The 18,839-nt window shown below is 45.6% G+C and carries 13 protein-coding genes; 7 read left to right on the top strand and 6 right to left on the bottom strand.

Annotation, left to right across the window (positions count from 1 at the left end; genetic code table 11):
• Nucleotides 1-34: 34 nt before the first annotated feature.
• From VEJY3_RS06230 to VEJY3_RS06220, 3 genes are all read right to left on the bottom strand, one after another.
• Nucleotides 35-1,708 (bottom strand): alkaline phosphatase, encoded by a 1,674-nt coding sequence (locus VEJY3_RS06230; protein WP_014231592.1) that lies wholly within the window; start codon nucleotides 1,706-1,708, stop codon nucleotides 35-37.
• Nucleotides 1,709-2,074: 366 nt separating this feature from the next.
• On the bottom strand, nucleotides 2,075-2,452 hold the full coding sequence (locus tag VEJY3_RS06225; RefSeq protein WP_014231591.1) for a hypothetical protein: 378 nt from the start codon (nucleotides 2,450-2,452) through the stop codon (nucleotides 2,075-2,077).
• Between the two features lie 286 nt (nucleotides 2,453-2,738).
• A complete protein-coding gene (locus VEJY3_RS06220) occupies nucleotides 2,739-5,093 on the bottom strand; it encodes a helicase-related protein (protein ID WP_014231590.1) in 2,355 nt (784 codons plus the stop codon).
• 239 nt (nucleotides 5,094-5,332) lie between these two features.
• Between VEJY3_RS06220 and VEJY3_RS06215 the strand changes: the two genes are divergently transcribed.
• The 4 genes from VEJY3_RS06215 (at nucleotide 5,333) to VEJY3_RS06200 (ending at nucleotide 10,529) form a co-directional block, all read left to right on the top strand.
• Nucleotides 5,333-7,021 carry an NAD-dependent malic enzyme gene (locus VEJY3_RS06215; protein ID WP_014231589.1) on the top strand — a complete coding sequence of 563 codons (1,689 nt, stop codon included), beginning with the start codon at nucleotides 5,333-5,335 and terminating at the stop codon, nucleotides 7,019-7,021.
• A gap of 204 nt (nucleotides 7,022-7,225) precedes the next feature.
• Nucleotides 7,226-7,918, top strand: coding sequence for a vancomycin high temperature exclusion protein (locus VEJY3_RS06210; RefSeq protein ID WP_014231588.1), 693 nt, complete (start codon nucleotides 7,226-7,228; stop codon nucleotides 7,916-7,918).
• Between the two features lie 209 nt (nucleotides 7,919-8,127).
• The gene (locus VEJY3_RS06205; RefSeq protein ID WP_014231587.1) at nucleotides 8,128-9,498 is read left to right on the top strand and encodes a DASS family sodium-coupled anion symporter; all 1,371 of its coding nucleotides are present in this window, start codon (nucleotides 8,128-8,130) and stop codon (nucleotides 9,496-9,498) included.
• A gap of 206 nt (nucleotides 9,499-9,704) precedes the next feature.
• Complete coding sequence (locus VEJY3_RS06200; protein WP_014231586.1) at nucleotides 9,705-10,529, top strand: DUF2797 domain-containing protein; 825 nt, start codon at nucleotides 9,705-9,707, stop codon at nucleotides 10,527-10,529.
• Nucleotides 10,530-10,600: 71 nt separating this feature from the next.
• Here the strand turns inward: VEJY3_RS06200 and VEJY3_RS06195 are convergent, their stop codons facing one another.
• Together VEJY3_RS06195 and VEJY3_RS06190 are read right to left on the bottom strand one after the other, a co-directional pair.
• A complete protein-coding gene (locus VEJY3_RS06195; RefSeq protein ID WP_014231585.1) occupies nucleotides 10,601-11,836 on the bottom strand; it encodes a cysteine desulfurase-like protein in 1,236 nt (411 codons plus the stop codon).
• Nucleotides 11,820-12,476: a 2OG-Fe dioxygenase family protein gene (locus tag VEJY3_RS06190; RefSeq protein ID WP_020333016.1), complete on the bottom strand. Its 657-nt coding sequence runs from the start codon at nucleotides 12,474-12,476 to the stop codon at nucleotides 11,820-11,822. Before VEJY3_RS06190 ends, VEJY3_RS06195 begins: the two co-directional genes overlap by 17 nt.
• 360 nt (nucleotides 12,477-12,836) lie before the next feature.
• On the opposite strand from VEJY3_RS06190, the gene trxB reads away from it, so the two are divergent.
• The 3 genes from trxB to cydC all read left to right on the top strand — a co-directional run bounded on the left by trxB (nucleotide 12,837) and on the right by cydC (nucleotide 17,401).
• On the top strand, nucleotides 12,837-13,796 hold the full coding sequence (gene trxB, locus VEJY3_RS06185) for a thioredoxin-disulfide reductase (RefSeq protein ID WP_014231583.1): 960 nt from the start codon (nucleotides 12,837-12,839) through the stop codon (nucleotides 13,794-13,796).
• Nucleotides 13,797-13,899: 103 nt separating this feature from the next.
• On the top strand, nucleotides 13,900-15,687 hold the full coding sequence (gene cydD, locus VEJY3_RS06180; RefSeq protein ID WP_014231582.1) for a cysteine/glutathione ABC transporter permease/ATP-binding protein CydD: 1,788 nt from the start codon (nucleotides 13,900-13,902) through the stop codon (nucleotides 15,685-15,687).
• A complete protein-coding gene (gene cydC, locus VEJY3_RS06175) occupies nucleotides 15,680-17,401 on the top strand; it encodes a cysteine/glutathione ABC transporter ATP-binding protein/permease CydC (protein ID WP_014231581.1) in 1,722 nt (573 codons plus the stop codon). Before cydD ends, cydC begins: the two co-directional genes overlap by 8 nt.
• Before the next feature lie 54 nt (nucleotides 17,402-17,455).
• On the opposite strand, the gene VEJY3_RS06170 is transcribed toward cydC, so the two are convergent.
• Complete coding sequence (locus tag VEJY3_RS06170) at nucleotides 17,456-18,793, bottom strand: D-serine ammonia-lyase (RefSeq protein WP_014231580.1); 1,338 nt, start codon at nucleotides 18,791-18,793, stop codon at nucleotides 17,456-17,458.
• Between the last annotated feature and the right edge of the window lie 46 nt (nucleotides 18,794-18,839).

The following is an 18,839-nucleotide window of genomic DNA, read 5'->3' as shown; positions in this document are numbered from 1 at the left end:
ATGCGGACTTTTTTCTTTGTGTGACTCAACCGGGTTAAACAATATTTAACGTAATACCGTCTGTCGTCGAAGCCGACTTTGTCGTGACCTGATAGTCTTTCGATTTAATGGTCGACACAAAATACCAAGTCGACTGCGCATTATCAGGCGTAAACGTCACTCGCATAAAGCCCCGTTGTTTAATATCCGTCCACTTTAGCTCTGAGACTAAATGCGGCAAAGTGAACTCCATTTGGGCAGTTACTGTTGAGTCCATGGCTAAATACGCTTCCAAACCCGGTGAACTGACTGAGCTGGTTGCAAATTCAACACCGACAGGAGTACCTGAAATGTCATGCAAAGCACTCGCCCATGCATTGTGCGTATCGCCCGCTAAACAGACAAAATTGCCAGCACTAGCATTCGCTAATTGGTAAACTTTCTCTCGCTCTACGTAGTAACCATCCCAAGCATCGAGGTTATAAGGCAAAGAGACGGGATCTGAACTTGGGTCAGACAGATAGTTAGTAATGGCTGTATTCACGGCCAATAAAGCCGCAGCTTGTTGATCTTCGGTCGCGGTAAACAGTTGGAACATAGCAGTCATGACAGAGCTTGGTAACTCCATTTTAGACATCAGAACCTGTTGCCCCAATACATTCCATTTGGCATTACTCGTCGTAAATTCATTCATCAACCAAGCCAGTTGATCAGAGCCAAGTAGCTCTCTGTCGACACTTCGTGACTCAGCGACCAAGCCTGCAATGGCTTCTATGCTTGGTTCACTTAACGAAAAGTAATCCAATGGCTCATCACGACCAACTAATCGAGTATCGAGCATCATCAATTTCACTAAGTTACCAAAGGAGAACTGGCGATAGATCAGCATACTTGAATAGCTATTCTCTCGTACGGGCAACCACTCAGTCCACGCCGCCGCTGCCGCTGCGCGTCTGTCATTAAAACTGCCTTCGTCATCTTGATGGTTTTCGGCGCCTTCTTTCCACGCATCATTCGCGAGTTCGTGGTCATCCCATACCGCGATCATCGGTAATTTCGCATGTAACGCCTGAAGATCAGCATCTTGGCGATATTGGGCGTATCGTTTTCGGTAGTCATCTAACGTTACGCACTCCGTGCCTTTACTTGCCACTCGATCTAATGTCTCAGCGTCTTCACTGGCATACCCACCAGCACCATATTCATAGATGTAGTCCCCTAAATGCAGCACCACATCAAATGAAGCCTCTTTGTGCTGATTTAAAATCTCGCGATAGACATTGAAATATCCAGCCGGATAATTTGCGCAAGACACAACCGCCATTGATGCCTGTTCGACACTTTCATCCGGTAGAGTTTTGGTCTCTCCGACTCCGCTTACCACCTCACCAATCATAAAACGGTAGTAATAGTGAGTATTCGGGTTGAGGTTTTTAACATCGACTTTTACGGTAAAATCACGACTGGTATCCGTAGTGAACACACTACTTTGTACCACATCTGAAAAGCCCTCATCTGAGGCAACTTGCCATGTCACATCAGCATAGTCCCCATCCGTGGTAACACGCGTCCAGATGATGACTTGAGTTTGAGTCGGATCGCCACTGGCGACGCCATGATCAAAGGAACCCACTACTAATTCAGAGCTATCACTACCACAGCCAATGAGCCCGGCTGTAACTGCGGTCGAAGAAACTGCTTTCATGAAATCTCGACGAGAAATAGACATACTCACTTCCTTTCTTATTGTTTGTTTTGTTATTAGTTTTCACCTAACTGTCCGTAGTCGATGAGCATGACTTATCTTATTGATTCACTGAAGATAAGTGACTAACCCATGCCGCTGACAATCTGGTCTAATCAGTTAACCAAGAGCATTAAGTTAGAAGATAGTTGTGACAATTAGATTGCTGCACATAAAGAACATGCTAAATATAGTGCATATAAAGCCGCACCGTGACTTTTGAGGATTTGAGGTGTCAGAGCAAAGGCTGACTGACGGTTGTAGGCAAACGCAAAAAAGTAGTCAGTATTGATGGGGATCTAGAGCGATCCAGAGGGTGATCGCTCTAATCATGGATGGAGAAAGACAGGCTTACAGTTTGATGTTTAGAATCTCTTGCTCTGTTGCATCAACTTTCAAATGGCTTCGCGACTCAATATACTCAATCTGTTTTAAGTCTAACGAATATGGCATGACAACACGCAGTTCTTCTATCCCTTCACCTTTTGCAAGTCGAGTTAACTCGACCAGATTCGACTCGTCACTATGACGTGAAGACATGGACTTTAATGCGGCGTCCCATAGACGGTCTTGTGGCTCACTGAGCTCTGCAAGGTTCTTTTTCCACATCAGACCAAAGATGGGAGCGATGGTGGCAAACGCATCTAGGAAGGTCCACTTCTTACTCGCAGTAGCCCCTAGAAAACTGGTGTAGTCGAATTCAATGCATGTTTTATTTTGTTGATCCATTTTATGCTCCGACACTCAAATTGAGATATACCAACTATCGTTCAACTATTTTGATATAGCAATGGGATATAAGAGAATAGTCTTTTATGCCCTAATTTGCTGTCAAAAAGAAATATTAAAACCAGCCTTGTAACAAGTAATGTACAGCTTTTCTATATACGCAACCAATTGATTAATATTTCAATTTAAAAAAGAAACAACCCCATAAGCATTCAATATATAAATATTTAATCAACAGGCATTCACAAAGAAAATAAACCCGTATAACTAAGATATAAAATCGTTATTACTTCACATCAATGACTCGGCTTGCTTTCTTATATTGCACTTTCCAGCCCGACCAACGTGGCAGTTCCCAGCGCTTTGGATCGCCCTTTCGACTCCCTTCACTATAAACAACATGGACAAGTTTGCGGCTGGCAAAGTACTCCACATCAAGCTTGAGTTCGGCAAGCAATAATTTCAGAGGGAATTTCTGCGCGAAATCCTCGTATTCCCATTCAGGTACTCCGGCAAAAGGCAGATCATCGGCATCGAATAACGCCATATCTTCAACTGATTCGACCCCCAGTGTTTGCAGTTGCTCGGCTAACCAATCGGTAAAAGTCAGAGATTCCAATCCTTCGAGGCCGGTCGTTTGTTGATTTAACCCCAGTGCGTTGTATAACTGCCAATGCAGAATTTGCTGTTTTCTTAATGGTGCGAACCCCGGCATTAAGGTTTCACCTTCGATCATCTCTACGATAGATTGAATGGCAACGTCCCCTTGCAACGCCTGATATTCAGTCACGACAGTCCGACCAGCGTACACCAGGCTCATGGTTGCCCGTGGTGATTCTTCTTCATAATTGGTTTCGCCTTGTTGCCACTCTCCCAAGTTGAGGTCTTTAATGAGCGATAATGGAATTGGCATCATCACCGAAGCAAGATTAAGCGTCTGCTTAACACCTCTGCCCGGCACACTATGGCTATCCAGCACTAACGCGGCTTGTTCTTTTTCGGGGAAACGGCTATTGCGCCCTACTACCATCTCCATAACGCCGTTCCCTAAGGCATCTCGGCGGCGCTCTCTGCGAACAAACACCAGTTCAGGGTGAATTTCCGCTATGGCATAGCAAAGTGATTCGCGCCGATATCTTGATGAGACTTCCAGTTGCGGTAATTCGAATAGCTCCCGCATTTGCTTAGCAAGGCCTTGCGCTTCTTCCAGCACACTTGAATCGACTGTGATGCCTGGTAACTTGTCGCCGCGAACTAAACGAATCATCAGAGAAGCATCACACCCCGTAGGCTCCTCTAGTGCCAAAGCCTCCGCAACGTCGCCACTTTGCAACTGATATAGCTGCGCAGGAACCGACAACGCAGCCGCTAAATCAACCATGGCCTCTTTTTCGGGTCTGGTCTGAATACGGGTAACTAAATCAGCAAATAAGGCATTAATCGGTAATGGATATACTTTTCTTCCGTGCTCGGTAATCTCACCTTGCTCATCAACCGCTTCCATGGCTTTCAGGCTTTCAAATGCCAGATGCAATGATTTATCAGGGACACTATCGAGGAAAGACAATTCTGCCAGACGATATCCGCAGCAAGCGGCGGCCAACATCGGCTCGACTAATTCTTCTCGGTGCAGCTCGGGAGGCGTAATGAGTTCTAAAGGCGCATGTTCTCCATATAGCCTTATGCAAGTGCCTTGTGCAACACGACCTGCTCGTCCCATTCGCTGTTCAGCACTGGCTTTGGAAATGTTGCTTAACGTTAATGCCGTGCGACCATTACGCTGCACAGTTCGTCTTTCGAGCCCGCTATCAATCACGACTCGAATGTTTGGAATGGTCAGTGACGTTTCAGCAACATTAGTAGCAAGCACGACCTTTCGCTGACTTTGAATGGTTAATGCACGATTGCGCTCTTCATCACTCACAGAAGCATGAAGCTTGACCACCAATACACTTTCCAGACTTTGCAGCATCTGGGCACATTGAGTGATCTCTTTACGACCCGGAAGAAATACCAGAATGTCTCCCTCTTCATCCTCCAATGCTTCTTTTACTGTTCGAACAACTTCATTCTCACAACCTTTTTTGTTCGGAAGATAACGGCTATCAGCGCTTCGGTATGTCACCGAAACAGGGAAACAGCGCCCTTCAGAGCGAAGACGTTTAGCCTGTAAATAATCAGCAAGCTTCTCTCCCTCTAAAGTGGCAGAAGTGACAATAAGACGGTGGCGTTTTTCCTGTTTCAAAATCGCGGTAAGGAGATCAATGTCCCAACGGCGTTCATGAAATTCATCGACCATTACGATATCAAAGCTTGCCAGCTTGTCTTCTGCAAACCAACGTAGCGCAACACCTGGCGTAACAAAAACCACTTGCGTATTTTCATCAAAATAAGAATGCAGCTTAATCGCATAGCCAATATTTCCACCGACCGACTCACCTGATTGCTGCGCAAGAAACTCCGCCAATGACGTACAGGCTATTCGGCGCGGTTCAATCACTAAAACACGGCCATGGCCAGCAGCCCAAAGAGGTAAACGAGTGGATTTACCCGAACCAGTTTCGGCTTCCACAACAAGGTGAGCGTGTTTCAGGTTCTGATCAAATTCATCTTTTAGGGTATCGATAGGTAATAAAGACATAGGATACGGGGTTTGTTCTGATAATGAGGGGCATTATACCCAAATAACGTCGAGATACTTGTTTCGGAGAGAATGACGCGACTTTGAAACCTTCTGGATGATTTCTTTTGAGTATAAATTTCCACCAGACGTGAATTTTATTGCAACATTACCTTGATGTGCATCAACGAATGTTTACAACTAAAGTCGGAAACCGTTAAAATTTGGCGCGCATCCTTCAACCCTACATAAGGCTCCAAATGAACAACGATAAACGCCCGCTATATATCTCGTATGCGGGACCCGCTCTTATGGCAACTCCTCTTTTGAATAAAGGCAGTGCTTTTTCTGCAGAAGAACGCAGCTCATTCAACTTAGAGGGCTTGCTGCCTGAAGCCACTGAAACCATACAAGAACAAGTAGAACGTGCTTACCAACAGTACAAAGGTTTCGAAAGTGACATGGATAAACACATTTATCTACGTAACATTCAAGATACCAACGAAACGCTATTCTACCGATTAGTACAAAACCACGTTTCTGAGATGATGCCAATCATCTACACGCCAACCGTTGGCGCAGCTTGTGAGAACTTCTCCAATATTTACCGTCGCGGCCGTGGCCTTTTCATTTCTTATCCTAATCGTGACCGCATTGATGACCTGCTAAATAACGCAGCAAACCACAACGTAAAAGTCATTGTAGTTACCGACGGTGAACGTATTCTAGGTTTGGGCGACCAGGGCATCGGTGGTATGGGTATTCCTATCGGTAAACTTGCTCTTTACACCGCTTGTGGTGGTATTAGTCCAGCTTACACACTACCAATCGTACTGGATGTCGGCACGAACAACCCTCAACGTTTGGCTGATCCAATGTACATGGGTTGGCGCCACCCTCGTATCACAGGTGCAGAATACGACGCGTTTGTTGAAGAGTTCATGCAAGCGGTACAACGCCGCTGGCCTGATGCTTTAATCCAGTTCGAAGATTTCGCACAAAAGAATGCGATGCCTCTTCTTGAACGTTACAAAGACCGTGTTTGCTGCTTCAACGACGATATCCAAGGAACCGCTGCGGTAACAGTTGGCTCACTGCTTGCTGCGTGTAAGGCTGCTGGCACTAAGCTTTCTCAACAGCGTATTACCTTCTTGGGTGCAGGCTCTGCTGGCTGTGGTATTGCAGAAGCGATCATCGCTCAAATGGTTTCAGAAGGCATTTCTGACCAACAGGCTCGCTCTCAGGTTTACATGGTTGACCGTTGGGGCCTACTTCAGGAAGGCATGCCAAACCTTCTTGATTTCCAACAGCGATTGGTACAAAAACATGAAAATACCAAAGAGTGGGAAAATGAAGGCACTGGTTACTCACTACTAGACGTAATGCGTAACGCGAAGCCGACTGTGCTTGTTGGTGTATCTGGTGCACCTGGCCTATTTAGCCAAGAAGTCATCGAAGAGATGCACAAACACTGTAAGCGCCCTATCGTGTTCCCGCTATCAAACCCAACCAGTCGTGTAGAAGCAACACCAAACGACATCATTCGTTGGACCAATGGCGAAGCGTTGGTTGCAACTGGTAGCCCGTTCGCTCCAGTTGTACACGAAGGAAAAACCTACCCGATTGCTCAGTGTAACAACAGCTACATCTTCCCTGGTATCGGCTTAGGTGTTCTTGCTGTTAACGCAAAACGCGTCACTGATGAAATGCTGATGGAATCTAGCCGTGCACTTGCGACATGTTCGCCATTAGCGATTAATGGTCACGGCGCACTTCTTCCACCACTGGAAGAGATTCACCTGGTATCGAAGAAAATCGCTTTTGCTGTCGCTAAAAAAGCCATTGAACAAGGTGTGGCACTAGAAATCACCGACGAAGCGCTTCACGTTGCGATTGAACAGTCGTTCTGGCAACCAGTTTACCGTCGTTACAAGCGAACTGCGTTCTAAATTTAACCGCAAAAGAAAAACTCGCCTAATAATTAGCCCCTAACACATAGGGGCTTTTGTTTTTTAAACGTTTTTTTATCATCCTAACCGTATTTTGGCACAAATGGACTTCTCTCTTTTTGTTTGTATCAGATATGATGAGACATACACTTTCATTTAAGGATAAAAAACGTTTTGTTGTTTTCTCGTATAAGGTCAAAGTGGATGCTTAAATTTACATGGAAGCGACTTGCTTTGATTTTGTCGATCGCTGTACTTGGCCTGCTGATCTCCGTTATAGCCATCGACAGATGGGTAGTATTGCAAGCCAAAGAGAACATTTTTACTGACTACGAACCAATACCTCAGCATGAGGTAGCCGTCGTACTCGGTACGAGCAAATACATCGGAAAGGTCCTCAACACTTACTACACCCATCGCATCAACGCCGCGATTGAGCTTTACGAGCAAGGTAAGGTGAAACAATTTTTGCTCAGTGGTGACAACGCCCACCGCTCTTACAATGAGCCATGGACGATGAAACGCGATCTACTCAAGGCAGGCGTACCAGAAGAAGTCATTCATCTCGACTACGCAGGTTTCCGTACGCTCGATTCGATTGTCCGTGCGAAAAAGATATTTGCTTCCGAGCGCTTTCTGATTGTGACCCAGCGTTTCCACTGCGAACGAGCACTGTTCATTGCCAATGCGTACCACATAGACGCCCAGTGTCTTGCCGTCGCAGGCCCAGTCACAAACAAACAGAAAGCATCGATGCGTATGCGCGAACTGCTTGCCCGCGTGAAGGCGTTTCTCGATCTTTACGTGATTGATACACAGCCGAGATTCCTTGGTCCTCAAGAACCGATTTTTGCTGTGAAAGAGCCTATCGAGCCAAGACAAGTCCCTGTGGAATAGCCACTAACGCTTTTAATAACACTTCTATAAAAAGAATGGGTAGCAATCTACCCATTTCTAATTCCCAACATCACATTTTCATATTTGCTCTACGATTCAAGCAAAACTCAATTGCTCATTCAAAGTAACATTTAATCAATAAATAAATACAAGTCAGTTACTTTGCCATAAAAAACCGACAAAAAGGCAATGAATAAGGAGCATACCCCATGACCGCACTCGCTGTGACATTGAAGAACTGGTTCTTCACTCGCAACAGCATGATATTGAACGCAAATATCCTGCTATTCATTATCTTGTTTAATACCCTACCCTTTGAACCACAAGTCGTAACCGGCATTAGCATCTTAGTTTTTGTTGCGATTTTGTGGCTAACGGAAGCAATTCACGTAAGTATTACAGCATTGTTGATACCGTTACTCGCCGTGTTCTTAGGCGTGTTTAATACACAAGTCGCGCTCAACAACTTTTCTAACTCAATCATCTTCTTGTTCTTAGGTGGTTTTGCTCTGGCGGCGGCGCTGCATAAGCAGAAGTTAGACCAAGCGATTGCCGATAAGGTGTTGATATTAGCCCAAGGAAAAATGTCGGTAGCCGTCTTCATGCTGTTTGGTGTGAGTGCGGGTTTGTCGATGTGGATCTCTAATACTGCGACCACAGCAATGATGCTTCCTCTGGTTCTCGGCGTGATGACCAAACTGGATGGCGATAAAAACCATCGCACATTTCTATTCGTTCTGCTTGGTATTGCATACAGCGCATCCATCGGTGGTATTGCCACTCTCGTTGGTAGCCCACCAAATGCAATTGCAGCAGCTGAAGTTGGTCTTAACTTTACCGAATGGATGAAGCTTGCTCTGCCAATCTCTCTATTGTTGATGCCAGTTGCGGTTTTGGTTCTGTACGTTATGACCAAACCTGATTTGAGCCACAAGTTTGAACTTGACCACAAACCTGTCGAGTGGACAAATGGCAAGAAGGTCACTCTGGCGATTTTCCTTCTGACAGTGACGCTTTGGATCTTTAGCAAACCAATCAATGCGATGCTAGGCGGCTTTGCTAAGTTCGACACACTGGTCGCAATTGGTGCAATCCTTCTACTCGGCGCATCTCGCGCGGTTGAATGGAAAGACATCGAAAAAACAACCGACTGGGGCGTATTGATTCTGTTCGGTGGTGGTATCTGTCTAAGTAACGTTCTTAAAGATACTGGCACCAGCGTTTTCTTAGCACACAGCTTGTCAGGCTTTCTGGAACAGGCAGGCGTTCTGCTGACGATTCTTGCCGTCGTTGCCTTCGTTGTATTCTTAACTGAATTTGCGAGTAACACCGCAAGTGCAGCGTTGCTGGTACCTGTTTTTGCCACCATTGCAGAAGCACTCGGTATGTCGCCTGTCATTCTTTCAGCATTGATTGCGGTCGCAGCTTCGTGTGCGTTTATGTTGCCAGTAGCGACTCCACCAAACGCGATTGTATTTGGTACCGGTCATATCAAGCAAAAAGAGATGATGCGCATCGGCCTTGTTCTGAACATTGCATGTATTGGCGTACTAACACTTTTCGCTTGGCTTTTCTGGTAAGCAAAGACTTTTTACTGCTGTACCTCGTCGTTTCGTTCCCCCTGAATGATGTACAGCAGTTTCCCGACTGGTGGCCAATTGGCCACCTTTTTTTATCTTAGTTCCCCAAATTTAAAGCTCCTATTTCCCGCCAACATTCTATTTCCCCCTGCCCCTGACTTTGCATTCAGTATATACTGTGCAAAAACACAATAATGAGTAATGTTATGTCCTTAATTGCAACTGGTACGCTTAACAAAATGCGAGCTTCTCTGGATGGCGCAGTAAGCTATCGTCTTCCCGTAGGTGATGAAGAGATTGACCTTTCTCCATTCCTTGGGCAAACGCTAACACTGACCCACACTGGCAATATTTTCTGCTGTTCTTGCGGCAAAAAAACCAAAAAGAGCTACTCGCAAGGTCACTGCTTTGTTTGCATGAAGAAGCTAGCAAGCTGCGATATGTGCATCATGAAGCCAGAGACATGTCACTACGACCAAGGGACTTGTCGAGAGCCACAATGGGGCGAAGAAAACTGTATGGTGGATCACTTCGTGTATCTGTCTAATACATCGAGCCTTAAAGTCGGTATCACTCGTCACACTCAAATCCCAACACGCTGGATTGATCAGGGCGCGACTCAAGGTTTGCCGATCTTTAAAGTAAAAACCCGCCACATTTCTGGCTTGATTGAAGTTGAGCTGGCAAAACATATTGCCGATAAAACCAACTGGCGTGCATTGCTTAAAGGTGATGGAGAACCGATTGAACTGCAGGACCGATTTGCAGAACTTCTGCCTTTGGTGGAAGACAAAATCGCCGAAATCAAGCAGCAATTCGGTGAGGATGCAATCGAAGTATTAAGTGAAAACATCACGGATCTTAGCTATCCAGTGCAGCAGCACCCAACTAAGATTACTTCACATAACTTTGATAAAAACCCGGTTGTGACGGGCATTCTGCAAGGTATTAAAGGCCAATACCTGATTTTCGATACTGGCGTCATCAACGTGCGTAAGTTCACGTCTTATGAAGTTGAAGTCAGCGCATAAAAACTGACGACTTTTATATACAAAAAAGCTCGAGTTAAATGCTCGAGCTTTTTGTTTTCTATTTGAATTCACTAAGCATCAAGAATGCTTTCAATCACATCAAACAACATATCCACTTCTTCAAGTGTGTTGTAATGCATGCAACCAATTCGCACAACACCACCGGTCTCTTCCAGCCCAAGCTGACGAACTAAGCCCAGTGCGTAAAAATGCCCGTTCCAGACACAAATATTGTGTTCGCCCAAAGTTTTCGCAATAAATTCTGGCGAATATTTATCGAAGGTCAACGCAAATGTTGGCGTACGAAGCTGCGTATATTCCTTATCGATGCCATACAGTTTAACGCCCTCTAGCGCATCTAATCGCTGTAAGAAACGCTCACTTAATCGTTGTTCATGCTGAGTATAAAGCGCAAAGCTTTGTTCTAGTCTTTGGCGAAGTGGTAACCCTTCTTCACCAAACTGCGCTAGGTATTCAACAGCTGCGGTTACGCCAGCCAAGCCTTCAAAACTTTGTGTCCCTGTTTCAAACCGACCCGGCCCGATATTCGTTGCTGGCTCAACTTTATATGGGCGGATGCTGTGTAACCATTGGTCAGCAACGTATGCTATTCCCACATGAGGACCGAAGAATTTGTAAGCAGAACATGCAAGGAAATCACATCCTAATGCCTGTACATCTACAAGATGGTGCGGCGCATAGTGCACTGCGTCGACGTAAACTTGAGCGCCAACTTGATGTACCATTTCCACAACACTTTGAATATCGACAATTGACCCTGTGGTATTCGAAGCATAAGTGACTGCGACCAAACGCGTTTTGTCAGACAACAAGCTTTGTAGATGTTCAAGATCCAGCGTACAGTCATCCTCATTGATACGAACCTGATGTACGACTGCGCCTTTGTCTTCCGCGGCTTGCTGCCAGCTAGAAACGTTTGAATAGTGATCTAAGGCAGAAACGATAATCTCATCGCCCTCTTGCCACTCTCGGCTGATCGCACGACTTAGTTGGAAAGTCAGCGATGTCATGTTCGCACCAAATACAATGTTGCCAGAAGAAGGCGCATTTAATAGCGCCTGAGCCGATTCGCGCGCATTTTGCATCACATCAACGGTCGTTTGGCTAGAAAAGTAATGCCCACCCAAGTTCGAGTTGTAGTAACCAAGGTAAGCCACCATCGCGTCAAGAACTGACTGTGGTACTTGTGAACCGCCCGGACCGTCAAAAAAAGTAACTGGTCTGTCGTTATGGTACTGCGCTAACGCAGGAAACTGTTGTCTGATTTGATTAAGATTGAAGTTCATTACGCTTGTCCGTTGCCGTAAGTACAAATACATCCATATGGCCAGCTTTATCGTCAATCACAGAGCGGATTGGACAGGCGTTATGCCAGAGTTTACTGTCTGCCAACATTGCGACTTCACCATTCTCCAGAACTTTACGGAAAAATGGCGCTTGGTTGTGGCTGCTGTATAGCATGATATCGCCACCAATGATGTTGTGACGGCCAACCCCTACCATTGCGATGTGATCAAAGCCATCTTGGTGTACACCTTCTGGTGCTACTTGAGTCTCATCTTCAAATGCCGTGATGCGGATTTGGTGAATTTCGATTTCTTGTCCATTCACTAGGTGATTCGCATTAACAAACAGCTCGCACATTTCTCTAAAGCCTTCACTAAGTAGAATATTCTTTTCTATCGGCTCAAATTGGCGAACAACATCACCCTGGAATCGGTTGATATCTGAAGACTGAACAAAGCTGTTTTTGTTCAAATCGATGACTTTGCCATTTTCAAAACTGACAACAGAGTAACGTCTCAATCGGTATTGGCCATCGGCATGATCCGTATGAGGTAGCGTTTCAAAAGATGGTGAAAGTTGCTCAATTGCTGCCATGCTGAGCTGGGTTAAATGTAGAGTATTCTCGCGTGAATGTAACATCATTTGCTCCTTTAATGAGGCACATTTAATTAACATTTAATTTACACGATAGGTTACGCAAATATTCTGCAATTACCAGCTTTTGACGTTGATAACTTCAGCAAATATCAAAAAATACAACAAAAAACCACAAAATTAAGATTAGATAGTTCCATGTTTCAAATTTTAACTTTGGCAACATTTGAAACTAGATATCTCTACTGTCATTAGAATTTTATGCTAGAACAAAAAGTAACCTACTACTTCAGAGTAAGTTCTAACCTATAACCAATTATTAGATCTCTATCCTGCTTTATGCTTTTAAAGCTATAAGAATTTCCATACAATCAAAGGAAATGTTCAGCCCTTTTTGGAGCCATAATGAGCGACGTAAAACATTGTAAACTATTAATTCTCGGTTCTGGCCCTGCGGGTTACACGGCGGCAGTGTACGCTGCACGTGCAAATTTAAACCCAGTGCTGGTAACAGGAATGCAGCAAGGTGGTCAGTTGACCACAACAACAGAAGTTGAAAATTGGCCTGGCGATGCGGAAGGCTTAACAGGTCCCGCGCTAATGGAACGCATGAAAGAACATGCAGAGCGCTTTGAAACCGAAATCGTCTTTGACCACATCAATGAAGTTGAGTTAACTCAGCGTCCTTTCCGTCTGAAAGGCGATTCTGGTGAGTACACCTGTGATGCATTAATCATCTCAACAGGTGCGTCAGCAAAATACTTAGGTCTTGATTCTGAAGAAGCTTTCAAAGGCCGTGGTGTATCAGCTTGTGCTACTTGTGACGGTTTCTTCTACCGTAACCAGAAAGTGGCGGTTGTCGGTGGTGGTAATACAGCGGTTGAAGAAGCGCTTTACCTTTCAAACATCGCATCTGAAGTTCACCTGATTCACCGCCGTGACTCGTTCCGCGCGGAAAAAATCCTAGTGAACCGCCTGATGGATAAAGTGGAAAACGGTAATATCATTCTTCATACCGATCGTACCCTTGATGAAGTTCTTGGCGACGATATGGGTGTAACTGGTGTTCGCATTAAAGATGTAAACACAGGCGCAACTGAAGATGTCGATGTAATGGGTGCCTTTATTGCGATCGGCCACCAGCCAAATACGCAAATTTTTGAAAGCCAACTTGATATGAAAGATGGCTACATCATCGTTAAATCTGGTTTAGAAGGTAACGCTACACAGACCAGTATCGAAGGTGTATTTGCGGCAGGCGACGTGATGGATCATAACTACCGTCAAGCAATCACTTCAGCGGGTACAGGCTGTATGGCAGCATTGGATGCAGAACGCTTCCTTGACGCACTGAATGACAAATAACTTTTCATATTTGTGCCATATCCTTAAAACCCAGCGGTATTCCCGCTGGGTTTTCTTTTGTATACTACCGCCTCATTAAAACAATTATTATTAAGCCTTTACAATGGATAAGAAAAAGCATAGCAGCTTGAACAAGTGGCTTAAGCAACAAAGTAAGTTAGCCAAGCGCTGGCTTATGATTGCGATCGGCCTAGGCGTACTTTCAAGCGTGTTTTTATTGGCTCAAGCAGCCCTGCTCGCCTCTATTCTTCATCAATTGATCATCGAACAAGTCGACAAAAGTGAACTCATTTGGCACTTTGTCGGACTGTGTGGAACCGTTATTGGTCGTGCAGCCTGTACTTGGGGTCGCGAAATCGCCGGTTATCGTTGCGGTGAACAGATCAGAGTTTATATTCGTCAACTTATTTTGGACAAGGTCCATAAGTTGGGGCCGGCTTACATCAAAGGTAAGCCAGCAGGTAGCTGGGCGACGTTGATCTTAGAGCAAGTGGAAGACATGCAAGATTTCTTTTCTCGCTACCTTCCTCAAATGTCGTTATCGGTTTTGATTCCTTTCATCATTCTGATCGTCGTGTTCCCAGTAAACTGGGCGGCTGGTTTGATTTTCCTGGTTACGGCTCCTCTGGTCCCTATCTTTATGGCATTGGTTGGTAAAAAAGCCGCAGAAGCAAACCGCAAAAACTTCAAAGCGATGCAGCGTTTGTCCGGTCACTTCTATGACCGTCTACAAGCCATGACGACCATCCGTCTGTTTGATCGCACCAAGTCTGAAACAGAAACGCTCAAGGGAGCCTCTGAGGTCTTCCGTACCCGAACTATGGATGTATTAAAAATCGCATTCTTATCTTCGGCAGTTTTAGAGTTCTTTACCTCTATTTCCATTGCGATTACCGCCGTTTACTTCGGTTTCAGCTACATCGGTGAGTTAAACTTTGGCTACTATGGCGCGGGAGTAACGCTGTTCGCAGGCCTGTTTATTCTGATCCTAGCCCCTGAGTTTTATCAGCCGCTGCGCGACTTAGGTACTTATTACCACGCGAAGCAACAAGCGGTTGGCGCGGCAGAAAGTATTGTCGAGTTTTTGGAACTAGAGGTCGATCACGTAAAAGATGGTAACCAGATTCTAGACCAAGACGCACCGATCCAGATTGAAGCCAATGATCTCGTCGTCCTTAGTCCGGAAGGTAAACAACTTGCAGGGCCTCTATCTTTCTCACTAGAAGCCAATCAAAGCACAGCACTTGTTGGCCCAAGTGGTGCAGGTAAAACCAGCCTTGTGAATACCATTCTTGGCTTTATGCCTTACCAAGGCAGTCTAAAAATCAATGGTTGTGAGTTATCACAACTCGATCTTGCCACATGGCGTAAAACTATTAGCTGGATTGGTCAAAACCCGATGTTGCTTCATGGTAGCATTCGTGACAACGTCACATTGGGTAAACACAATGTCCAAGACGACGCAGTCAATGTCGTGCTAAAGGACTCACACGCTGCAGAATTTGTTGAAATGCACGGTCTGGATTACCCAATTTCTGATCGTTCTGGTGGTTTGTCCGTTGGTCAGGCACAACGTCTGGCTCTTTCTCGAGCTATGCTGCAAAACGGCCGTTTTTGGTTACTCGATGAGCCAACTGCGAGTTTAGATGCACGTAGCGAAAGACTGGTGATGGAAGGGATCAGTAAATATACCCAATCAACCACGAACCTGATGATCACTCACCAGCTTGCACCATTGAAAAACGTCTCACAGATCTTAGTGATGCAAAACGGTCAGATTGTTCAGCGTGGTGACTACACAACTCTCTCGTCTGAGGACGGTTTATTCAAAGACATGCTAGAAGCTAATTTAGCCCAGCGTGAATCAGACAAGGGGAACTTAGATGCGTGATTTACTCCCTTACTTAAAACTGTATAAAAAGCACTGGTTTGGTTTGTCATTAGGGATGCTATTGGCATTCCTGACTCTTGCAGCTTCAATTGGACTGTTGACCCTTTCTGGTTGGTTTATTTCTGCCGCTTCAGTCGCAGGATTAACCATCGCAAGAGAAACCTTTAACTACATGCTTCCTGGTGCTGGTGTCCGTGGTGCTGCCATGGCACGTACAGCTGGCCGTTGGGGTGAGCGCGTGGTGAGCCACAATGCCACATTTAAGCTGCTTACCGATTTACGTATATTCTTCTTCGAGAAGCTTTCTCCGCTTATTCCGGGTCGAGTTTCAACCATGCGTGATGCGGACGTACTTAACCGTCTGGTTGCTGATGTCGATGCGATGGATCACGTCTATTTGCGCCTTATCAGCCCGGTGATAATAGGTATATTCGGTATCCTGAGTTTAACCGCGGTGCTGGCATTCTTTGACTGGCACTTGGCAATGCTGTTAGGTTCCGTACTCACTGTTATGCTGTTGGTTTGGCCGGTGCTGTTCTACAAACTCGGCAAAAAGAATGGTGCACACCTGACACATCGCAAAGCTGAATTGCGCGTTGCGACTCTTGACTGGCTGCAAGGCTATAGCGAGCTCAGTATTTTTGGTGCAGAAGAACGTTACCGCAACTTGATTTTAGACAAGCAAAAACAGCTGCTTTCCAATCAGTTTGTTAACGCGAATCTCACTGGTATGGCATCAGGTCTACTGATGTTGGCTAACGGTCTGACGCTGGTAATGATGTTATGGTTTGCTGCGGATGGCGTTGGTGGTCGAGCTCCGGATCCATGGATTGCGCTTTTCGCCTTTGCAACCATGGCAAGTTTCGAAATCCTAATGCCTATTGCAGGTGCATTTCAGTATCTGGGTCAAACCTTGACGTCGGCACGCCGTCTGAATGAGGTTATTCTTGCTAAACCAGATGTTGTTTTTCCTCAGCAGTCGAGTCGTGAAGACAAACCGTTGGATATCGAGTTTGATAACATTAGCTTTGCGTATCCGGATGGCCAGCAAAAAGTGCTGAACGATTTATCGCTATCTCTGCCTCTGGGTTCAAAAACCGCAGTGGTTGGTCAAACTGGTTCGGGTAAGTCGACTCTTATACAACTGCTGTGTCGCTACTGGGACGTGAACCAAGGTGAAGTACGTATTGGTGGCGCATCACTAAAATCTTGGGGCGAATCTGATTTGCGTTCAGCCATTACCGTCGTTAGCCAGCGTGTAGACGTACTAAATGGCACACTGCGTGACAACCTCCTGATGGCTGCGCCCGATGCAACTGATGAACAACTGGCTGATATTTTAACTCAGGTTGATCTTGGCGGCCTGCTTGAAGAACCAGGCTTAAGCGCGTGGTTAGGCGATGGCGGTCGTCAGCTCTCTGGTGGCGAAAAACGCCGTATTGGCATTGCTCGAGCGCTGTTACGTGACGCACCAATTCTGCTGTTAGATGAACCGACTGAGGGCCTTGATAAACGCACGGAGCAAAAAGTGATGGCGTTATTCAACCAGCACTTTGCTAATAAGACCGTCGTGTTCATTACGCACCGACTCATCGAGCTGGAGAATATGGATAATATCTGCTTGATGGAGCAAGGGGAAATCATTGAGCAAGGCAACCACAATGCGTTGATAGCGCAACAAGGTCGCTACTTCCAATTGTTGCAGTCTTTATAGAGATAAAAACGCAAAGGGCTCATCACAAGATGAGCCCTTTTTTATTGGCAAGCATCAATCACAGCGTTCTGACTGAGCCAAATATGCCGCCATTTCTGCTTCAGGAACCATGCCGCCGCCCGTCGCCCAAACGAGATGCGTCGCTCCATTCAGCTTCTCGTTGCTAATGTTCATACGAGCCAGGTATTCATTGTTATTCGACACATGAACCGCACCGACCATTCCAGCAAGCGCTGACGGCTCGAGACGAATATTTTCAAGATCACTCAACTCACCTAAATGATGGTACATACGCTCATCGGAGATGGTGTAATACCCATCTAACAACCTTTCCATTGCCCGCCCGACAAAGCCAGAAGCCCGCCCCACTGCGAGACCATCAGCGGCGGTCACATTATCAATGCCTAAATCCTGAACTGAAATTTGGTCATGCAAACCGGTATGCACACCTAATAACATGCAGGGAGAGTGAGTTGGCTCAGCAAAGATACAATGGACGTGGTCACCAAAAGCCATTTTGAGACCAAATGCGACGCCACCCGGACCACCACCCACTCCACATGGCAGGTAGACAAACAGTGGATGGTGTTCATCGACAGCAATACCTAACTCTTCAAACTGTTGCTTCAGTCGCTCCCCTGCAACTGAGTATCCCAAAAATAGAGTTTGTGAGTTTTCGTCATCAATAAAGAAACAGTTAGGGTCTTGCTCTGCCTCTTTACGGCCCTGTTCCACCGCGACACCGTAATCTTGTTCGTATTCAACAACATTAACACCATGAGAACGGAGTTTGTCTTTTTTCCATTGGCGAGCATCGGCAGACATATGGACTGACACAGAGAACCCAAGTTTTGCGCTCATTATGCCAATCGACATACCTAAGTTGCCTGTCGAACCTACTGCGATAGAGTATTGTTGAAAAAACTGGCAAAACTCCTCGCTGAAGAGTTTGCTGTAATCATCCCCTTCACTCAGTAATCCCGCTTCCATCGCGAGCTTTTCTGCATGCGTCAATACTTCGTAAATACCGCCACGAGCTTTTATTGAACCTGAGATGGGTAGATGACTGTCCTTCTTCAACATTAAGCGACCCGAAATCGGGGTTTTATACTGAGTTTCCAGACATGCTTTCATCTTGGGAATGTCAACAACAGGCGATTCAATAATGCCGTTATTGCCAGAGGTTTCAGGAAAGGCTTGCATGATGTAAGGCGCAAATCGCTTCAAGCGTTGGCTCGCAGCATGAATATCTTTAGCGTCTAAACCAACGTAAGGTAATCCCTCTTCTAAAGAAGTCACATTTGGGTTAAACCAGCAGACTTCTTTCAAATCGATTAGCTGCGTCAGGAGGGGAAATTGTTTTTGTAGTTCTTCGGTTTTGTGCAAAGCCATATTAATCCCATCTTATTCAACCTTTGCAGAGGTAAAGTGCGCAACA

It is taken from the genome of Vibrio sp. EJY3, from assembly GCF_000241385.1.
Lineage (GTDB): Bacteria > Pseudomonadota > Gammaproteobacteria > Enterobacterales > Vibrionaceae > Vibrio > Vibrio natriegens.
The sequence above is the reverse complement of the archived record's forward strand: the minus strand, read 5'-3'. Positions and strand labels throughout refer to the sequence as shown.

What these genes read in the sequence shown, in the direction of transcription:
- VEJY3_RS06230 (WP_014231592.1), bottom strand. Translation starts at nt 1,708, where the DNA reads ATGTCTATTTCTCGTCGAGATTTCATGAAAGCAGTTTCTTCGACCGCA.
- VEJY3_RS06225 (WP_014231591.1), bottom strand. Translation starts at nt 2,452, where the DNA reads ATGGATCAACAAAATAAAACATGCATTGAATTCGACTACACCAGTTTT.
- VEJY3_RS06220 (WP_014231590.1), bottom strand. Translation starts at nt 5,093, where the DNA reads ATGTCTTTATTACCTATCGATACCCTAAAAGATGAATTTGATCAGAAC.
- VEJY3_RS06215 (WP_014231589.1), top strand. Translation starts at nt 5,333, where the DNA reads ATGAACAACGATAAACGCCCGCTATATATCTCGTATGCGGGACCCGCT.
- VEJY3_RS06210 (WP_014231588.1), top strand. Translation starts at nt 7,226, where the DNA reads ATGCTTAAATTTACATGGAAGCGACTTGCTTTGATTTTGTCGATCGCT.
- VEJY3_RS06205 (WP_014231587.1), top strand. Translation starts at nt 8,128, where the DNA reads ATGACCGCACTCGCTGTGACATTGAAGAACTGGTTCTTCACTCGCAAC.
- VEJY3_RS06200 (WP_014231586.1), top strand. Translation starts at nt 9,705, where the DNA reads ATGTCCTTAATTGCAACTGGTACGCTTAACAAAATGCGAGCTTCTCTG.
- VEJY3_RS06195 (WP_014231585.1), bottom strand. Translation starts at nt 11,836, where the DNA reads ATGAACTTCAATCTTAATCAAATCAGACAACAGTTTCCTGCGTTAGCG.
- VEJY3_RS06190 (WP_020333016.1), bottom strand. Translation starts at nt 12,476, where the DNA reads ATGTTACATTCACGCGAGAATACTCTACATTTAACCCAGCTCAGCATG.
- trxB (WP_014231583.1), top strand. Translation starts at nt 12,837, where the DNA reads ATGAGCGACGTAAAACATTGTAAACTATTAATTCTCGGTTCTGGCCCT.
- cydD (WP_014231582.1), top strand. Translation starts at nt 13,900, where the DNA reads ATGGATAAGAAAAAGCATAGCAGCTTGAACAAGTGGCTTAAGCAACAA.
- cydC (WP_014231581.1), top strand. Translation starts at nt 15,680, where the DNA reads ATGCGTGATTTACTCCCTTACTTAAAACTGTATAAAAAGCACTGGTTT.
- VEJY3_RS06170 (WP_014231580.1), bottom strand. Translation starts at nt 18,793, where the DNA reads ATGGCTTTGCACAAAACCGAAGAACTACAAAAACAATTTCCCCTCCTG.